At 48.6% G+C, this 15926-nt stretch carries 21 protein-coding genes; 15 read left to right on the top strand and 6 right to left on the bottom strand.

Going from position 1 to position 15926, the window contains the following annotated elements; all coding sequences use genetic code 11:
• Positions 1 to 603: 603 nt before the first annotated feature.
• The gene (locus tag Q9L42_RS05440; RefSeq protein ID WP_305909447.1) at positions 604 to 825 is read right to left on the bottom strand and encodes a hypothetical protein; all 222 of its coding nucleotides are present in this window, start codon (positions 823 to 825) and stop codon (positions 604 to 606) included.
• A 608-nt stretch (positions 826 to 1433) separates the two neighbouring features.
• On the opposite strand from Q9L42_RS05440, the gene Q9L42_RS05445 reads away from it, so the two are divergent.
• The 10 genes from Q9L42_RS05445 (at position 1434) to Q9L42_RS05490 (ending at position 7884) form a co-directional block, all read left to right on the top strand.
• The gene (locus Q9L42_RS05445; protein ID WP_349432206.1) at positions 1434 to 1691 is read left to right on the top strand and encodes a hypothetical protein; all 258 of its coding nucleotides are present in this window, start codon (positions 1434 to 1436) and stop codon (positions 1689 to 1691) included.
• 103 nt (positions 1692 to 1794) lie between these two features.
• Positions 1795 to 2427 (top strand): DUF6448 family protein, encoded by a 633-nt coding sequence (locus Q9L42_RS05450; protein ID WP_305909446.1) that lies wholly within the window; start codon positions 1795 to 1797, stop codon positions 2425 to 2427.
• A 123-nt stretch (positions 2428 to 2550) separates the two neighbouring features.
• Complete coding sequence (locus tag Q9L42_RS05455) at positions 2551 to 2844, top strand: BrnT family toxin (RefSeq protein WP_305909445.1); 294 nt, start codon at positions 2551 to 2553, stop codon at positions 2842 to 2844.
• The gene (locus tag Q9L42_RS05460; RefSeq protein ID WP_305909444.1) at positions 2837 to 3046 is read left to right on the top strand and encodes a BrnA antitoxin family protein; all 210 of its coding nucleotides are present in this window, start codon (positions 2837 to 2839) and stop codon (positions 3044 to 3046) included. The genes Q9L42_RS05455 and Q9L42_RS05460 overlap by 8 nt, the downstream gene beginning before the upstream one ends.
• Before the next feature lie 98 nt (positions 3047 to 3144).
• A complete protein-coding gene (locus Q9L42_RS05465; protein ID WP_305909443.1) occupies positions 3145 to 3639 on the top strand; it encodes a hypothetical protein in 495 nt (164 codons plus the stop codon).
• A gap of 158 nt (positions 3640 to 3797) precedes the next feature.
• Positions 3798 to 5141, top strand: coding sequence for an IS701 family transposase (locus Q9L42_RS05470; protein WP_305906698.1), 1344 nt, complete (start codon positions 3798 to 3800; stop codon positions 5139 to 5141).
• A gap of 251 nt (positions 5142 to 5392) precedes the next feature.
• Entirely contained in the window at positions 5393 to 5833 is a 441-nt protein-coding gene (locus Q9L42_RS05475) for a hypothetical protein (protein ID WP_305909442.1), read from the top strand.
• Positions 5834 to 6346: 513 nt separating this feature from the next.
• On the top strand, positions 6347 to 6778 hold the full coding sequence (locus tag Q9L42_RS05480) for a hypothetical protein (RefSeq protein WP_305909440.1): 432 nt from the start codon (positions 6347 to 6349) through the stop codon (positions 6776 to 6778).
• A gap of 5 nt (positions 6779 to 6783) precedes the next feature.
• Complete coding sequence (locus Q9L42_RS05485; protein ID WP_305909439.1) at positions 6784 to 7011, top strand: hypothetical protein; 228 nt, start codon at positions 6784 to 6786, stop codon at positions 7009 to 7011.
• A gap of 99 nt (positions 7012 to 7110) precedes the next feature.
• The gene (locus tag Q9L42_RS05490) at positions 7111 to 7884 is read left to right on the top strand and encodes a UPF0149 family protein (protein WP_305909438.1); all 774 of its coding nucleotides are present in this window, start codon (positions 7111 to 7113) and stop codon (positions 7882 to 7884) included.
• Positions 7885 to 8106: 222 nt separating this feature from the next.
• Here Q9L42_RS05490 and Q9L42_RS05495 read toward each other — a convergent pair whose 3' ends face one another.
• Entirely contained in the window at positions 8107 to 9012 is a 906-nt protein-coding gene (locus Q9L42_RS05495; protein ID WP_305909437.1) for a LysR family transcriptional regulator, read from the bottom strand.
• 126 nt (positions 9013 to 9138) lie between these two features.
• Here Q9L42_RS05495 and Q9L42_RS05500 point away from each other — a divergent pair, with 126 nt between their 5' ends.
• Complete coding sequence (locus tag Q9L42_RS05500; protein ID WP_349432211.1) at positions 9139 to 9999, top strand: pirin family protein; 861 nt, start codon at positions 9139 to 9141, stop codon at positions 9997 to 9999.
• A gap of 77 nt (positions 10000 to 10076) precedes the next feature.
• A complete protein-coding gene (gene ycaC, locus Q9L42_RS05505; RefSeq protein ID WP_305909435.1) occupies positions 10077 to 10703 on the top strand; it encodes an isochorismate family cysteine hydrolase YcaC in 627 nt (208 codons plus the stop codon).
• A 502-nt stretch (positions 10704 to 11205) separates the two neighbouring features.
• Here ycaC and Q9L42_RS05510 read toward each other — a convergent pair.
• Positions 11206 to 12204, bottom strand: a complete 999-nt coding sequence (locus Q9L42_RS05510; RefSeq protein WP_349432213.1) for a hypothetical protein — start codon at positions 12202 to 12204, stop codon at positions 11206 to 11208.
• A gap of 169 nt (positions 12205 to 12373) precedes the next feature.
• Between Q9L42_RS05510 and Q9L42_RS05515 the strand changes: the two genes are divergently transcribed.
• Complete coding sequence (locus tag Q9L42_RS05515) at positions 12374 to 13138, top strand: competence protein CoiA family protein (protein ID WP_349432738.1); 765 nt, start codon at positions 12374 to 12376, stop codon at positions 13136 to 13138.
• A 42-nt stretch (positions 13139 to 13180) separates the two neighbouring features.
• Complete coding sequence (locus Q9L42_RS05520) at positions 13181 to 13720, top strand: hypothetical protein (protein ID WP_305909431.1); 540 nt, start codon at positions 13181 to 13183, stop codon at positions 13718 to 13720.
• A gap of 292 nt (positions 13721 to 14012) precedes the next feature.
• On the opposite strand, the gene Q9L42_RS05525 is transcribed toward Q9L42_RS05520, so the two are convergent.
• The 3 genes from Q9L42_RS05525 to Q9L42_RS05535 form a co-directional block, all read right to left on the bottom strand.
• Entirely contained in the window at positions 14013 to 14363 is a 351-nt protein-coding gene (locus Q9L42_RS05525) for a hypothetical protein (protein ID WP_305909430.1), read from the bottom strand.
• Between the two features lie 130 nt (positions 14364 to 14493).
• Positions 14494 to 15198, bottom strand: coding sequence for a hypothetical protein (locus Q9L42_RS05530; protein WP_349432216.1), 705 nt, complete (start codon positions 15196 to 15198; stop codon positions 14494 to 14496).
• A 42-nt stretch (positions 15199 to 15240) separates the two neighbouring features.
• Positions 15241 to 15468, bottom strand: a complete 228-nt coding sequence (locus Q9L42_RS05535) for a hypothetical protein (RefSeq protein ID WP_305909427.1) — start codon at positions 15466 to 15468, stop codon at positions 15241 to 15243.
• Positions 15469 to 15535: 67 nt separating this feature from the next.
• On the opposite strand from Q9L42_RS05535, the gene Q9L42_RS05540 reads away from it, so the two are divergent.
• Complete coding sequence (locus Q9L42_RS05540; RefSeq protein ID WP_305909426.1) at positions 15536 to 15871, top strand: hypothetical protein; 336 nt, start codon at positions 15536 to 15538, stop codon at positions 15869 to 15871.
• Positions 15872 to 15926: the final 55 nt, after the last annotated feature.

Genomic DNA, 15926 nt, shown 5'->3' on the forward strand with positions numbered 1-15926 from the left:
GGTTACGTTGGAAATCTTGTGTTAAGGTTGCGCCCCGCCAGGGCCGTCAGCCTGGAACAAATGGTTGGAGGTTCTACTCATAGAAATACGTAAACATTGCAGCCTCTACGTCGGCCTCAAGCCAATATCTATCTGGACTGCGTATTCCGACAAAACCGCCACTGATTCCAACTTCAAAAGCACCGGACATTCCTATACCAAAACAGCTGCTTAGAAACCGTGAGCTCCTATGGTGCGCATTGGTTTTGTAAAGACTTGGAGAAAGAAATTTAGAGTGTGCAACAACAGACTAACGGTAAAAGCGAGTCCGCGACAATGTGACTCACCTTGAGAGTTAGATATCAAGCTATACTAATTCGGGGCAGGGTATTGCCCACACTGCAGTATATTTTTGAACTATTTTTTAGGAGTGTAATTGTATGATTACAAAATCAATCTTCGTGAAGATTCTTTTCAGCATAAGCTTGATGGCACTAATGCAGTCTGCGATTGCGCAGACTGGGTCTGTAGCAGCCACGGTTCAGCTTATACCGGCATCAGAAACTATGTCGGCTCCAATGGGGTTGCCATCTGACCCTAATACTGCTTACTTAATAAAAACTCCTATAAATTAATAGCTTCACAAGCCTCTCTTCTAGGCACAGTAAGTAAAGGATAAGCTTTAGGCCGTCGTTTTATCGCCCGCGGCTGTGTCTTCCTTTGCTGTTGTCCGATAGATATTGAAGCAATGGCATTTAGCAATCCATCAATAGCATAGTTTAAAACCTTACCTGAAAGTAACAGCAAATTAAGTATTCCTTCATTAAAAAGCTGCACGGTGGTCATATAACTGAGTTGTCGAGGATCTTTATTTTTTACCTTAAAGAAAAGGGGACAGATTTATTTTTGGCACCTCAATGATAAGGGAATATTCCTTTCTGAAACTCACTCCCGGATAATCGATGATCCGGCGACTTACCCGTAGTCAAGTTTTCAGCGCCATTGCAGGATGAAACAGCGAATTTGATTGGTTAGACATCGAGCCTTGTTACAAAGCGTTGGGAAACATTGAAACTGAGCGAGCTTCACTTTATACACTGAGTTTGTTTATGGCGCGATACCGGAAGGGTGAATGGGTACGCATCCATGAGGCGGTTCAACGAAAGTTGCTTACCGGCACCAGTCGTTTTACCGACCAGATAGAAAAAATTATTGGAATGGGGGCGAGAGCAGGGGGAAGGGAAGGCCGCAAAAAGAAACTGAAGACATGAAAAATAAATCTGTCCCCTTTTTACTATGGCTAATCAATGGTTAGGTTTTATATGTGGAGCGGAATATACAAACGGTGGAACCCAATACCTTCCCTGGAAGGTGAGCGCCTATATCTCGAAGCTGTCCACGACGATTGGGAAGGCATAAGAGTATGGCTGCGACCTGAAGATAGAACAAAGCCTATGGCTATATTTAAGTTCAAAACCGTAGAAGCGTACTATGCGTCGAATGAAAGTAACCGGATATGCCAAATATCGCCAAAGCAGACGTTGGATTTTCCGCATGCGTTTTGGCTAGTGGATAATTCTGAGTTTCTTGCTATCGTCAGCAAGCAATCTTGTGGAACAATGCGGGAAGGGCTTTCTCATTTCTCCTTCTTGTCTTGTGAAGATTGCATTGATGTATTGGCTTGGGAACCGGAGGTTGTATTTGAAACCTAACCAGCGGGTCAACTTGACCGGCCAAAGCTGCGCTCCTATCGTCGCGATGCTTTCGCCGTCAAGTTACTTTTATCGTTAGCTGATCAAACACAGGAGACTAGCAATGGCTAAAAGAAACTATTTGAATCGTATCATAGTGACATTTTTTGGGATCGTAATTTTATTCACAGTATTGAGTGAAAACGCCTTTGCACATTGCGACACGCTTGATGGCCCAGTGGTACAAACAGCAAGGATAGCGCTTGAAAAAGGCGATGTAACACCACTGTTTAAATGGGTGCAGGCCGATGATGAAAAAGAGATTCGAACCGCTTTCCAAAAGACCATCGCAGTTCGTGCCAAGGGCGCCGAGGCCAAAGAATTAGCTGATATGTACTTCTTCGAAACTCTGGTTCGCATTCATCGTGCTGGTGAAGGAGCGCCATATACCGGTTTGAAACCGGGTGAAGCTGTGGATCCAGCCGTCGCCTTAGCCGACAGTGCTTTGGAAACAGGGTCGGTTGACAAGCTCGTCGATGTCTTAACAGAAGCCATGGCCAATGGCATTCGCGAGCGTTTTCAGCACACTAAGGAAACTCAGAAGCACGCCGATGACTCCGTGGCGGCCGGTCGTGAATTTGTCAAAGCCTATGTCATCTTCACGCATTATGCGGAAGGCTTGCACGCTACGATAAAAGCAAATGCCGACCACCATTTTGGGGAAGCTAACAGCCAAAGTGGGCATGATCACAAGTAATCATCTAACCAGGCGCTCCACCCGACCAAAAACCGCGATGCGGTTTTCGTCGGGTGAGCTTGGTCGTTAACAGTATCTGGCTCGGAGCCTTGACAATAATTATAACGTAACTACAATGTAATTATGAGCCATTATTCCTTTGACTGGGATCCTCGCAAGGATGCCGCTAATCGCAAGAAGCATGACGTCTCGTTCCAGGAGGCCAAAACTGCCTTTACGGATGAGTTCGCACGTCTTATAGCTGACCCAGACCATTCTGAAGAGGAGGACCGGTTCATTCTCCTCGGCACAAGCATTCATTCTCGCTTACTGGTGGTGTGCCACTGCGTTAGGGACGGTGAAATCATTCGAATTATCTCCGCCCGCAAGGCAAATAGGCGAGAACGAAATACTTATGAAGGGTACAGACATGCGTGATCATTACGATTTTTCCGATTCCGTTAAGAATCCATACGCTAAGAAGCTCAAGAAGCAGGTTACGATCCGGCTGGATGAAGATACCGTTGCGTACTTCAAAAATCTTGCTGAGAAAAAGGACCTTCCGTATCAAAGCCTTATCAACCTATACCTGCGTGATTGCGCTCAGTCACACAAGGATCTGAAAATTGAGTGGCAGTGAACTGTTAACAAGCGGCTTCTGTCGGACAGGCCCAAAGCTCCAGCCAAAAAACGGCCTCCACTTTGGCCTGCCGCAGAGCCGGGCGTTAGCCATCAAATATGACAGACAAAACGACAACAAAAGAAATTACACCGGAAGAGTACGCATCTGCCTTTGAAGGAAAAGAAGCAGAAGCACTAAAACAGGCCCTAGACATTAGAAAGTTTGAGATAGAGTTGTATTGGAAACGTGCCACATATTTCTGGACATTCATCGGCGCAACAATGGCGGGTTTTCTTGCAGTTCAAGCATCGTCCGCCCAAAACAAACAAGATCTTGCTGTAATCCTGTCATGCCTTGGCATGGTATTTTCTTTTGCATGGGTATGCGTGAACAGAGGTAGCAAATTCTGGCAGGAGAACTGGGAAAAGCATGTTGATGTTTTAGAAGACAAAGTCACCGGGCCACTTTACAAAATTGTAATGTCCCGAAACACAATGAATAAATTCGGAGAAAAGGCCGCTCATTTAATTACGGGGCCATCATCAATTTCTGTATCCAAGGTTAATCAACTGAAGTTTCCCAATTTTTTGAGGGCAAGGAATATCAGATAATGCTAATATTCAGCTTAAACATTAGCCGGCTCTAATATTGATTGTTAGGCTATGCCGAATCTCATTAAAAACAATAGCTTATGGGTGAATGAGGTCGCCTTTTGTAGTATAATATTGGTTTCTAAATCATTGATTACACAAACAAAAGGGCCTCATTCATGTTCATTTTACGCGATCTTCTCCGCCCTCTCCAAGCCCATTTTTCCGAGACTGATCTGGGACGGGAGCGAGCTTCTTTGTTTGTCTACACGCTGCTCGCCGTGATTGTTCCGTTTACCTCATCGATGTCGTCTAATTTATGGCGGGCCTTGGAGACTTTGTTCGGGATCGAGATTAAGCAAAAGCGGTTCTATACCTTCATGGCTTCGTCGACACTGCCCTGGGAAAGGCTTTGGACGACGCTGTGGGGATTGATTCCGTCCCCCACGACCGATGGCCGCTTATTGATTGGCTTGGACGATTTTATCAACCTCAAAGTGGGTCAACACATTTTCGGCTGCGCGTCGATTTTCGATCATGCCGCCAAAGCGAATCAAAGCCGTTACCCCTGGGCGCAAAATGTGGTGTCGATCGGCTTACTGAAGCAGGTCAAAGGTCGTTGGGCCTGTTTGTTTTTGGGCTTTCGTTTTTACTTACCCCGTCACATGATCGCCGAACAAAAGGAAACCGCCAAAATCAAAGGCCAAGTCGCGCCGTTTCAAAGCAAACTCACGCAAGCGGCGGAATTGCTAATCGCCGTCGCCGGTCACTTTGCTTCGACACCAATGCTGGCGGTCACCGACAGCTGGTTTGGGAATCAGGGGTTATGGAAGCCGGTGCGCCAAACGGTAGGCGAACGTTTTCACCTGTTATCCCGATTGCGCAGCAACCAGGTGCTCTATGCGCTCCCCGACGCCCGGTCCGCCGATGCCAAGACACGCGGACGCCCCCGTAAATACGGCCAGCGTCTGGGGACCGTGACCGACCGAGCGCACGCGCTCCGGCAGCAAACTGCTGCCTATCAGGTTAACCTGTATGGCAAAGTACGCGAAGTACTGGCGGTTGAGAAAACCGTCATGCTGAAGACCTTAAAATGCCCCATCAAGGTCGTGTGGGTGTTTCGTAAAACCCAGTGGGTCGCCTTGTTTACGACCGATCTCGACTTGTCGGTCACCCAGGTCATCGAATATTATGGCGCTCGCTGGAAGATCGAGTCCGGCTTTAAAGAACTCAAGCAAGACATTGGCAGTCAAAAATGCCAGAGCCGGAATGCCCAGGCCGTGATAAACCACCTGCATTTCTGTATGATGGCCACCACGGTCACCTGGATGTACGCCGATCGCATCAAAGCGGATCCGCAACGTCGGCACAAGGTCAAGGGGCGGACGAGTTTCGCCTTTTCCGATGTCCGGCGCCTCATCGCCGAAGCCTCACTGAGTGAAGATTTTGATAGGCTTTGCCATAAACCCACCAATCCCATGAAAAATTCGCTGGTCGCGGTGTTGTTACGCATGGTGGCTTGAGGCGTTTTTAGGAAACTTCAGTTAATCAAATCATCAGCCTTTATGTTTTTATTCTCTGGGTATGTTTATTAGTTTATTCTCTACCAGAGTTTGGCTGCGGAAAACCTTTAAATTGGTGTAACTACTCACCCCTAAAAAAAGTCAAAAAAAGACTTGACAGGTTTTTCGGTGCAAAAAAGACGTTTTCCGACTGAAGGTCGAAACAAGGCCATGCGATAATAGCGTCATGAAAACAGACGTAGTCATAGCGAATGGCAAACCTTGATAAAACCTCAGTGCGACAGGAACTCGATCGGGTAAAAGCCGATTTTGAAGCGCTCCGGAAGGCCGGTAAAGTCACGCCGGAAAGTCTGGCGGTGATGAACAGTCTGTTTATGATTGTCGAGCTAATTTTAGCGATTTTCCTGGAAAGGACAACCCGGAAGGATAATCGGAACTCCAGCCTGCCTTCGTCACAAACGGGCCCGGATGATTCGGCGCTCGTGTCGGGAAGCCAAGGCAAAGGAAAGCGACTGGATAAACGGAATGCGGTCAATTCGCGCACCGTCGAAACGGTCAGCGTGTCGACGGTGTCGACCTGCGAGGTGTGCGGTGAGTCCTTAATGGAGAAAAGTGGAGAAAAGGGGACAGATTTATTTTTTGGCACCTCAATGATAAGGGAATATTCCTTTCCAAAACTCACTCCCGGATAACAGATGATCCGGCGACTTACCCGTAGTCAAGTTTTCAGCGCTATTGCAGGATGAAACAGCGAATTTGATTAGCGTTGGGAAACATTGAAACTGAACGAGCTTCACTTTATACACTGAGTTTGTTTATGGCGCGATACCGGAAGGGGAATGGGTACGCATCCATGAGGCGGTTCAACGAAAGCTGCCTATCGGCACCAATCGTTTTACCGACCAGATAGAAAAAATTATTGGAATGGGGGGCGAGAGCAGGGGGAAGGGAAGGCCGCAAAAAGAAACTGAAGACATGAAAAATAAATCTGTCCCCTTTTTACTCCTTTTTACTACGCAATTCTGTCCAGCCACTGCGTTAACGCCTGTTCGGCCAGCGAGCGAAAGGGTCAGACACCTTAGCCCTGTTGAGGATTCCTAGCTTTATAGAAGAAAAGGCAAAAGCAATAGCTAAAAACAAAAATCTTTCATTCAATGCTTGGCTAAATATTGTCATTAAAAATGCTATTGATGAGGAGATTTTAGATGAAGATTAGTCGAACTGATGCTATTAAAAGAGGGGTTCATGCGGAAGTAATAACTAGCTTAGCATTCAAATGTAAGATTGAACGCTCAACTGGGTATGATTTGCGCACTAAAAATGGTGCTAAAGTTGAAGTGAGGTCAAGGGTTAAGTTTTCAGACGGCAAGAATCCAAGACTTACGGTTAATAAGTCAAAAATGGAAGAAAGTGATGTTATTGTTGCTGTTCAGTATGAGAGGAATCTTGATATATCCAAAGCAATTGCAATCAAGACAAAATATTTGACACCACTTTACGCCAAACATTTACAAAAAGATGGATCAAAAGCTCATTTAAATTGGAAAAAAGTTAGTAGTCACCCAAAAACACATGATGTAACGATTAAATTAATGGCTGCAGACAATGCGTTAAAATTAAAAGGTTTTTTCTTATAGTATTAATGATCAGCCGGATCGAAACCTACCATCCGGTGATCTGGAACGGCGGTAAGGTGAGGCTGCATTACGCCAAGGCCGAGGATCTGGCCGATTACCTGAACTTAGTGGCGATCAGGGGCGAGGTGGTGGTGCAGTTCTGGCTTAGGCCCGGGGATGCGCCGGTGGAACTCAACTTTATAGGCTACAATACGTCAGGTTCTGTGCCAGCTACACTAAGAGATTTGTTATGAAATGCCCCGATTGTGAAAACATTATTGAAATCGAAGACTGGATGGATAATGAACCGTTCGGTTGCCCTCATTGTGGAATTATCCTTCAGATGGTAACAGATGAAGGCGGTTATTGCGGGGCGAATGATAAGCGGTTGGTGCTTTGTGAATAAGCCTAAGCAAAACCTATTATCGCCGCTTACCGAAACGGAACTTGATGAACTTGAGCAATTTTTAATGAGTAGCGCAACATCAGATGAAACCATGCAGATAGAGGCATTGGATGGCTATCTGACGGCTATTGCCATTGGTCCTACGACATTATCATTTGACCAATGGTTTTCACGCATTTGGGGTCCAAACAAAGAAGATATGCCGAAATTTGCTTCACAGGATGAGGCTCAGCACATCATTGGTCTCATCATTCGGCACTTCAATAGCATCATTACCGTGCTGGAACATGATCCTGATGGTTTGGAACCGATCTTTAAGAGTTTTATTTCGCCCGATGGTGAGGAATGTCTCGATGGCGAGATGTGGGCTTATGGCTTTATAGATGGGGTTAATTTGTGTCAGCAGGATTGGCAACCCTTGGTTGAAGACCCAGCGGGTAAGGATGCTTTTTTACCACTATTCTTATTGGGTTCCGATGAGATTTCGCCTGAGCAGGAAAAATTGGTCGAAACCCGCATGCAAACCGCCGCACTGTCCGAATACATTCCGGAAAGTATCGCTTTCATTTATCGGTTCTGGCAACCCTACCGGCTAGCCATGCTGGAACGCTCGGTTGCTAAACAAGCAAAGAGAGATGGCGTCAAGGTTGGCCGGAACGATCCTTGCCCCTGCGGCAGCGGCAAGAAATTCAAGAAATGCTGCGGTGCGGCTTTGCATTGATTTTTAACTCATGCCAGGGATGCGCCGGTGGATCTGAGGTTTTCCGGCGGGGGTGGGAAGGTCTCAACTCCTGGGGTGTTGGAGGGGATGTTTTGACTGGTGGGTTTCGACCCATAGCTGTCTGTGGTGATACTAAACACCGCTTGGCTGAATTAAGCCATATAGCTGACATCGAATATGATCACTATCTGGTTTTATGCCAAATATCTTCGGATTTTTGGATCAATCTTCCTCGAAGGACCGATAGCGATCAGCCATATAGTCTACCAATGCTCGAACTGATGGCAACAGACCGCGCCGTGACGGGAACACTGCGTGGATAATTTCCCGGCATGGTGCCCATTCGGGAAGCAGCGTTAACAAAACCCCTTCAGCCAACTGCTCCCGCACCATTAGTACCGGTAGTTGCACAACGCCAACACCAGTCACGGCCGCATTCCTCAATGCGATCATGTCTGTTGTTACAAAGCGTGGATTATGATGTAAAACAGCTTCGGCACCATTTGCTCCATGCAATTGCCAACTATGGCTTTGCTGTGGTGTACCTAGTCCCAAGCTTGGCCAGACATTCAAATCGGCAGGCACGACCGGCAAACCAAACTGCTGAACCAGTGTGGGACTGGCCACCAGACATTGGCCTCGATCAGACAATACCCGCATAATCAGATCACTGTCTTCTAGCGGTGGTGGCCGCACACGAATCGCCACATCGACCCCTTCGCTTAGCAAATCGACCCTACGGTTGGTGGCTTCCAGATAGATTGTGATCTGTGGGTAACGCATCATGAAATCGGCCAGCATTGCGCCGACATGGGCATGCAAAAGCGCCACCGGGCAAGTTAGGCGGATCACGCCGCAAGGCTCGGCATGCACGGTATCGATGGCCGCTTGCGCCGCGTCAGCCTCCACCAACATCGCCTTGCAATGTTCGTAGTAGGTTTGCCCGACTTCCGTGACGATGAAATGACGTGTCGAGCGTTGAATCAAACGCACGCCCAAACGGTCTTCCAGTTGGGCTATGCGACGACTGAGTTTGGATTTGGGCATGCCCAATGCGCGGCCTGCCGGGGCAAAGCCGCCATGGTCAACCGTTTGCACATAGTAGTAAAGGTCGTTCAAATCCTGCATCACTGTCTACGCTTCATCGTTCATAAAATAGGACTCTAAGACCTAGTTTAGCAGTCTACCGCAGCCATCGTATCGATATTATCCTTTATCCAACGCTATACACCTCTTCACCATCAGGAGATCGACATGAAAAACATCCTAGGCATCTACAGTCCACCACGTTCTCACTGGGTAGGTGATGGCTTTCCAGTGCGATCCCTGTTTAGCTATGAAACCCACGGTAAACAGCTCAGCCCCTTCCTGTTGCTGGACTACGCCGGGCCGGCCAACTTCACACCCACTGATAAACCAAGAGGCGTCGGCCAACACCCGCATCGCGGTTTCGAAACCGTTACTATCGTTTACCAGGGCGAAGTTGCACATCGTGACTCAACCGGCCAAGGCGGCGTCATCGGTCCTGGTGATGTGCAATGGATGACGGCAGGCTCAGGGATTCTGCATGAAGAGTTCCATTCTCCAGCATTTACCCAGTCCGGCGGGGTGTTGGAAATGGCGCAACTCTGGGTCAATTTGCCGGCCAAGGATAAGATGATTCAGCCAAGTTATCAAGCCATAGTCGACCAAGATATTCCAGTCATATCCCTTGCAGATAATGCTGGAACGTTACGAGTTATTGCAGGTGAATTCGAAGGTCACGCCGGTCCAGCACATACCTTCACGCGGATTCACGTCTGGGACATTCGACTGGCGCAAGGCGGCACAACTGAACTCGCGTTGCCCGAAGGATGGAGTGTGGCGTTAGCAGTTCTGCACGGCAGTGTGCGGGTAAACCGTACCGCTACCGCTCGCGAGGCGCAGTTGATCGTATTGGGCCAGTCCGGACAAAAGGTCGCCATCGAAGCCGGTACCGATGCCGTCGTGTTACTGTTGAGCGGCGAAGCGATAGCCGAGCCCATCGTCGGTCGCGGTCCGTTCGTGATGAATAGTCAACAGGAAATCATTCAAGCCATAGACGATTTCAACAGCGGCCAGTTTGGCCAAATGTGAAGAAATAGCTCAATCGCCATTAGGCGGTTGAGCATTATCAATTGGTGTCCATGCACCACATCAACCGGAGAAATACCATGACTACACCTTATGTCCGTCTCGACAAAAATAATGCCGCTGTTCTGCTGGTCGATCATCAGGCGGGATTGCTATCCCTGGTTCGGGATATCGATCCCGACAAATTCAAGAACAACGTCCTTGCGCTGGCTAATTCGGCCAAGTATTTCAATCTACCCACCATCCTGACCACCAGTTTTGAGACTGGACCCAATGGGCCACTGGTGCCAGAGTTAAAGGAAATATTCCCCGGTGCACCGTATATCGCGCGCCCCGGCCAGATCAATGCCTGGGACAACGAAGATTTCGTCAAAGCGGTCAAGGCCACGGGCAAGAAACAACTAATCATTGCCGGTGTGGTGACAGAAGTTTGTGTGGCTTTCCCGGTTCTGTCGGCGCTGGAAGAAGGGTTCGATGTTTTCGTGGTAACCGATGCTTCCGGCACTTTCAACGAACTCACCCGGCAGGCCGCCTGGGATCGGATGTCTGCGGCGGGCGCCCAGTTGATGACCTGGTTCGGTGCTGCTTGCGAACTGCATCGCGACTGGCGTAACGATATCGAAGGTTTGGGGGCGTTGTTCTCCAATCACATTCCTGACTATCGTAATCTGATCTCGAGTTACACCACGCTGACGAGCGCGACGTAGTCTTTACTGCTCTAATACAAAATGCCGGACAAAGCGACATCAGTGTTCGGCAAAATGGAAGAGATGGGGATACAACACAAACGTTTTAAAAAGTATCCCCATCCCTTTTCGACCTGATCGGGTTTGAGCAGGTATATGGCTGGACACTTCCGCTGCTATATCCATATTGATAAGCATCGTCACAGCTAAGCTGGTGCGCTCAAACTGGCAACGCGAACGACCCGTGACCAACCAAAAACGGTCCTTCAGGAAATTATTTTTCAGCTTGGCGAGAGACTGAGATTGGCCGCCAACAGTCTTCCCAATACCGAAAACAACTCACTTCATCATATCGTCGTTCGCCGCATCCGGCAGAACATAAACAGCCGACCCGTTTTGGAGATTGCCGTCGCCAAACCCCCGCACCGGAACCGATGGCCAGCGGTTGAATTCCGGCTCATGGAGGATTTGTTCGGCGGCGTCCAGACAGGCCGCGAGCAGATCGGCGGAATACTAGTGTTCTTCAAACTGCCGGACTTCTCAAGACAGACCCTTTCTGAGTCACCGGGTCAAAACTGAATATGTGCTCCCTTGGGCTGTCAGAGCAACGCCCTACCAATCGCCTGGAGTAATCCGGCTCGCCTTTATCAAGATGCACCGTTGCGCCGCAGATCGGGCAGGGGGCGGTATAGCTCACCAGGCGGATCATCCTCAAGTCGCCGTCTCGGAATAGCTCCAATTGCGCCGATTTCTCTTCCAACGCTACCAATAGATCGGGAGCCACCACTATCCGATCATCAAACAATCGTACCCAAGGCTTGATAAAAATAATCCAGACGATATAAGGGAAGGCAAAAATGCTTATAAATGCCGTCAGTTCGCGGGTTGTAATCGGTCTAGGCGCCATAAGCCCAAGCCAGCCGAAGTAAGACAGTGCGACAGCGCCGGCGCCCAGTATGGATAACCAACCGATGATCACCCAGATATGCCAACGCGATAGACGTATCTGACCATCACGGAATAACCATTTAGCGCACCAGGTAGGCTTTACCTCCCCGTTTTCCGCTAGATCATATTTGAAGCTAATACGGCTTCTATCGAGCGTCTTTTCCGGCTCAAATTCCGGGTTTTGTTCTTCTTCATTATCGCTGGTTTCCGGTAACGGTTCCGCTTTTAGCTGGTAGGTGGTGGGATCAGGACCGCCGGATGTGCTTATGCGATGCGGTTTTGGATAAGATTTTAAATTCCGCTTTCTGGCTAAATCAATAATTTGCTCTTCCCTGGTTGCCCAGTATCTCTGAACAGTCCTTGTCCAGTCTATCCAGTTATTAGCTTCGGTAATATTTTCCTTGGTTACCTGGGCAGCCTCAGTAATATCCAGAGAGTCGAAACGCCGCTTCTCTTTCGTATCGTCAGCTTTGTTTAGCGATTCATTTGCCAATGCGCGCAGGATGCGATGAGCCTTTGCTTCACTTGGATTCTCGTCCAGCCAATCTATAAGGCATTGAATTATTTCGCGCATAATCCCCCACAAACCCGGTTAGCGGGGGTATGACCCTGTTGCTCTGAGAAAAAATACATAAAACTAAGTTCTCCTTCTTTTAACTTTGAGGTAAATAACTATGAGCACTTAGTTCGCAATAGATCATAAAAATCGTCTTATCCATATTTCCGAAGCCGAACGCGGTTTAATTTGTAATTGCTATTGTGTCGTATGCAACGAACGGATGGTAGCGAAAAAAGGTACAGAAAGGGAGCATCACTTCGCTCATGAATCCAATAAAGCCGATTGTGTCATCAACCATGAAACGCTATTGCACATGTTCGCAAAGCGAGTTATCCAGGATGCCGGGGGGCTTGTTGTTCCACCGGATATTGAACGCAAACTCACCGGTTCGCCCCAGATCAGCCAAAGCAACCCGACCTGGTTAATGCTTAATCGGGTCGAGGAAGAGAAAAAACTGGATGACATTCGGCCTGACTTGATTGGTTATACTTGGGATACTCAGGTTTTAATTGAAGTCGCCTATAGTTCTTTTGTGGGCGATGAAAAGCTGGCGAAGCTGGAAGCGCACAAGCTCCTGGCGTTGGAAATTGACCTGAGCGAATTCGATCCGGAAAATTTCGACTTGGAGACGACGAAAGAAGCCATTCTTAACGGCGTGGAATTGAAAAGGTGGCTGTTCTTTCCGGAACCAGCCGTTGCCGACAACAATCGGGCTTTTACCGAGGAAATCGTAACGATTAAGGGGATATGGGTTTCCCTTAAAACGCTGCAGTATGGAGATTTGGCGGTTAAAGTTGTAGCGTTCAATCCGGAAGTCAACGCCATCGTAAAGGCGATAGCCAAACGCTATTACGGCAGATGGCGGCAAGACTATAAAAATTGGATCGTGCCGAGTCACTGGCTGCAACATGCCATAAATGATCTGCGTGCCGAAGCCGATAAGGTTTGACACGACATTACAACTTTTATAGCCAAATAAAAGGAAATAGCAATGGAAAAACGTACCGCTAACAAAGCCAAAAAATGGAATAATGAACTAGCAGTACAAAGAAGCCGAAGAGCCGAGAAAGAAAAGCAGAACAATCAAGAACCAGCTTCGGGCGAGTATATCCCGCGGCGGTACGTCGAACCGACGTATAGCGAAACGGAAACCACGGCCAGAAACAACGAAAGATTGCTGCTTTATTTTTTTATCGGCGTCATTGTCTGCATGATTGTTTGGAAGGGCTTTGACGTTATCAAGGAGCGATACTGGATGAACGAATTAGAGACAAGTAGTAAGGCATTGTTGTCTTCGCTCGAAAAGGAAAACCGGAAAGTCACCGGCGAAGTACGGCGGATAACCCCGAGTTACAAACCAAAAAGCGCCAATAACTATCGGATCAAAACTCAGGACTCCTTCAAAGGCAGCATCTGTAAAGACCATGTAAAAACGGAGTTGTATGAGAGAAAAACATTACGCTGCAATAAAATTACTCATCGCTGTACGACCATCGGTACGACGAGTTATGGTAAAGAGGGCATTTGTTAAATTTCCCCCGACTATTTCAAACGGCTGTCGACCAGTAATCTGTTTGATTGAATAGGATTAAGTATGAAAATAGGATTCCGCAGACCCTCATTAAAAAGGCGTTTCGCCGCGCGAACATCGGTGAAACGCATGGTCCGTCATTCCCTCGGTATTAAGGCGCCGCGTGGTTTCGGATGGCTGACCAATCTCAAGAAGGCGGCTTATAATCGTGTCTATTCGAGGACGACATTTGGTTTGGGCGATCTTTTAAAATGGCTTTTTGGCGGAAAACGCTGATCGCTAGGCCGGCTATTTAACCGTCATCATTCGCCGCATCCGGCAGAACATAAACAACCGGCCCGTCATGGAGATTGCCATCGCCAAAGCCCCGCACCGGCACCGAGGGCCAGCGGTTGAATTCCGGCTCCTGGGTGATTCGTTCGGCGGCGTCCAGACAGGCCGCGAGCAGGTCGGCGTCAATGCCGTAATCCATTAGCGCCGCTTGAATACTCGGATATTCGCCCTCCAGGTCGTAATCGGCCATTGCGGCGCAAAAGCCTTTCATCCATTCGCTTAATTCCGGAGAATCTTCGTCCGGCACGTTGCCGCGTCCGGTTTGATAAAAGGCCCAGCCTTGCGCCCACTCGTTCGATCTATCGGTCATTGTTCGCCTATCTTGTTGATGTAGTAATCGTAAAGCTTGTTCGCGGCAATGCTGTCGCCGCCGTGAGGCCTTTGCTGATCAATTCGGCACCGGTGCAATTGAATACTTCGCCTACGCATCTTTCAAAAGCTCAAGCCTCGAAACGATAGGTCGAGGTGGGCGGAGACGGTGTGTCGTCGACCGATCGGGCGTTTCGCCGCCGTAACCAAAGAATGAGCCGCATGCGTAAACCCGGCTTCAGAAACGAGCGGGCGTAGGCTACCATGGGCGACTGCGGGGCAATTTCCAGGAGGTTGTCATAGAGTTTCTTGGCGATGTCCTGTCGGCCAACGTAACAGTAATAGGCGCACAGGACGCCGACAAAACCGGTATGTTCGGATACATGAAATACCCGCCGCTTAGGATAGAGCAGCTTCAGGTCGAATTTATGATCGAATAAATCGGGGACGGCATCGAATTTCCCCCGGTTCAATAGCACTTGCGCATAGTTAATTTTGGCAAATAAATAATTCGGAAATTTTCGGTAGGCTGTTTCCGCTAATTCACTGACCTTATCGCGGTTACCAAGTAAGCTATGCGCGGTAGCCAAGAAATTGTATATCTTGGGCACATCGGGGTGCTTGACCTGCAGCGCTTCCAGTTCGGCAATGGCGGGTTTCGGCCTGTTGTTGGCGATTTCGTGATAAATTCTATCTAAGGCGAGCATAATTTCGGGGTTCAAGTTGTCACTTTTGTCGATCACAGGTTCATTGGTGACAAGATAGAAATTGCGCAGGTCTGCTTTGTTGCGTTGGCGGGGGAGGCGCGAGGATTTTTTTGATTTTTTATGTGTCATGGCGGATTACCAAGGGCAGAATGAAAGGTTAAGCAACATGATTCATCGATTCACATGAATTTCCCCAAACCCAATCCCAAACAACACACCCACCGCAGCATCCAGGCGCTTAAAAACCCGAACCTGGCCGCGCGCGGTTTCCAGCAGCGGATTGAGCTGGTGTTTGCCGGCCAGCGTCACCGTCCAGCCGGCGCCGGATTCGTGTCGTTTGACGATCGGGGTGTTCAGGGCGCCGGCCTGGCATAAGATTTCGGCTTCTTTGATATTCACTTTTGCGCGTACAAACGCTAAACTGGGTTAAAACAAAACTGCACTTTTGTTAATCAAAAATGCGCTTATGCGTATGCGAAAAGCCTTTATTGTAGCCTTATTCCTGCCGCTACGGGTAGCCGCCTGGGAAGACGACGCCGTTCTGTCGTTCATCAGCCGGGTGAACCCGATCCTCCTGGCCCAGCGCCACGTCAGCGAGGCTTACGCGCGTCCGGACGCGGTGACCTGGGCATTGCGCAACACGTCGTTGAGCGGCCGGCTCGGCTTCGGCGGCACCGACTTCCGCGACGATCCCTACACGGTGTTCGGCGGCCTGCAGATCAACATTCCGCTGTCGTCGATCCAGGAGGAGCGCGAACAATCTTTGAAGTTAGTGGCGGTGAAACATTCGGGGTCAGAGTAAGAAACATTCGGGGTCAAAGAAACATTCGGGGTCAGAGTAATATTTATGTTTCAAT

The sequence above is a fragment of the Methylomarinum sp. Ch1-1 genome (assembly GCF_030717995.2).
GTDB classification, from domain to species: Bacteria; Pseudomonadota; Gammaproteobacteria; order Methylococcales; family Methylomonadaceae; genus Methylomarinum; species Methylomarinum roseum.

Bases quoted from the DNA above. Each gene is read 5' to 3' on its own strand.
- Q9L42_RS05440 (WP_305909447.1), bottom strand. From the start codon at position 825: ATGACCACCGTGCAGCTTTTTAATGAAGGAATACTTAATTTGCTGTTA.
- Q9L42_RS05445 (WP_349432206.1), top strand. From the start codon at position 1,434: ATGGCTATATTTAAGTTCAAAACCGTAGAAGCGTACTATGCGTCGAAT.
- Q9L42_RS05450 (WP_305909446.1), top strand. From the start codon at position 1,795: ATGGCTAAAAGAAACTATTTGAATCGTATCATAGTGACATTTTTTGGG.
- Q9L42_RS05455 (WP_305909445.1), top strand. From the start codon at position 2,551: ATGAGCCATTATTCCTTTGACTGGGATCCTCGCAAGGATGCCGCTAAT.
- Q9L42_RS05460 (WP_305909444.1), top strand. From the start codon at position 2,837: ATGCGTGATCATTACGATTTTTCCGATTCCGTTAAGAATCCATACGCT.
- Q9L42_RS05465 (WP_305909443.1), top strand. From the start codon at position 3,145: ATGACAGACAAAACGACAACAAAAGAAATTACACCGGAAGAGTACGCA.
- Q9L42_RS05470 (WP_305906698.1), top strand. From the start codon at position 3,798: ATGTTCATTTTACGCGATCTTCTCCGCCCTCTCCAAGCCCATTTTTCC.
- Q9L42_RS05475 (WP_305909442.1), top strand. From the start codon at position 5,393: ATGGCAAACCTTGATAAAACCTCAGTGCGACAGGAACTCGATCGGGTA.
- Q9L42_RS05480 (WP_305909440.1), top strand. From the start codon at position 6,347: ATGAAGATTAGTCGAACTGATGCTATTAAAAGAGGGGTTCATGCGGAA.
- Q9L42_RS05485 (WP_305909439.1), top strand. From the start codon at position 6,784: ATGATCAGCCGGATCGAAACCTACCATCCGGTGATCTGGAACGGCGGT.
- Q9L42_RS05490 (WP_305909438.1), top strand. From the start codon at position 7,111: ATGAAGGCGGTTATTGCGGGGCGAATGATAAGCGGTTGGTGCTTTGTG.
- Q9L42_RS05495 (WP_305909437.1), bottom strand. From the start codon at position 9,012: ATGCAGGATTTGAACGACCTTTACTACTATGTGCAAACGGTTGACCAT.
- Q9L42_RS05500 (WP_349432211.1), top strand. From the start codon at position 9,139: ATGAAAAACATCCTAGGCATCTACAGTCCACCACGTTCTCACTGGGTA.
- ycaC (WP_305909435.1), top strand. From the start codon at position 10,077: ATGACTACACCTTATGTCCGTCTCGACAAAAATAATGCCGCTGTTCTG.
- Q9L42_RS05510 (WP_349432213.1), bottom strand. From the start codon at position 12,204: ATGCGCGAAATAATTCAATGCCTTATAGATTGGCTGGACGAGAATCCA.
- Q9L42_RS05520 (WP_305909431.1), top strand. From the start codon at position 13,181: ATGGAAAAACGTACCGCTAACAAAGCCAAAAAATGGAATAATGAACTA.
- Q9L42_RS05525 (WP_305909430.1), bottom strand. From the start codon at position 14,363: ATGACCGATAGATCGAACGAGTGGGCGCAAGGCTGGGCCTTTTATCAA.
- Q9L42_RS05530 (WP_349432216.1), bottom strand. From the start codon at position 15,198: ATGACACATAAAAAATCAAAAAAATCCTCGCGCCTCCCCCGCCAACGC.
- Q9L42_RS05540 (WP_305909426.1), top strand. From the start codon at position 15,536: ATGCGTATGCGAAAAGCCTTTATTGTAGCCTTATTCCTGCCGCTACGG.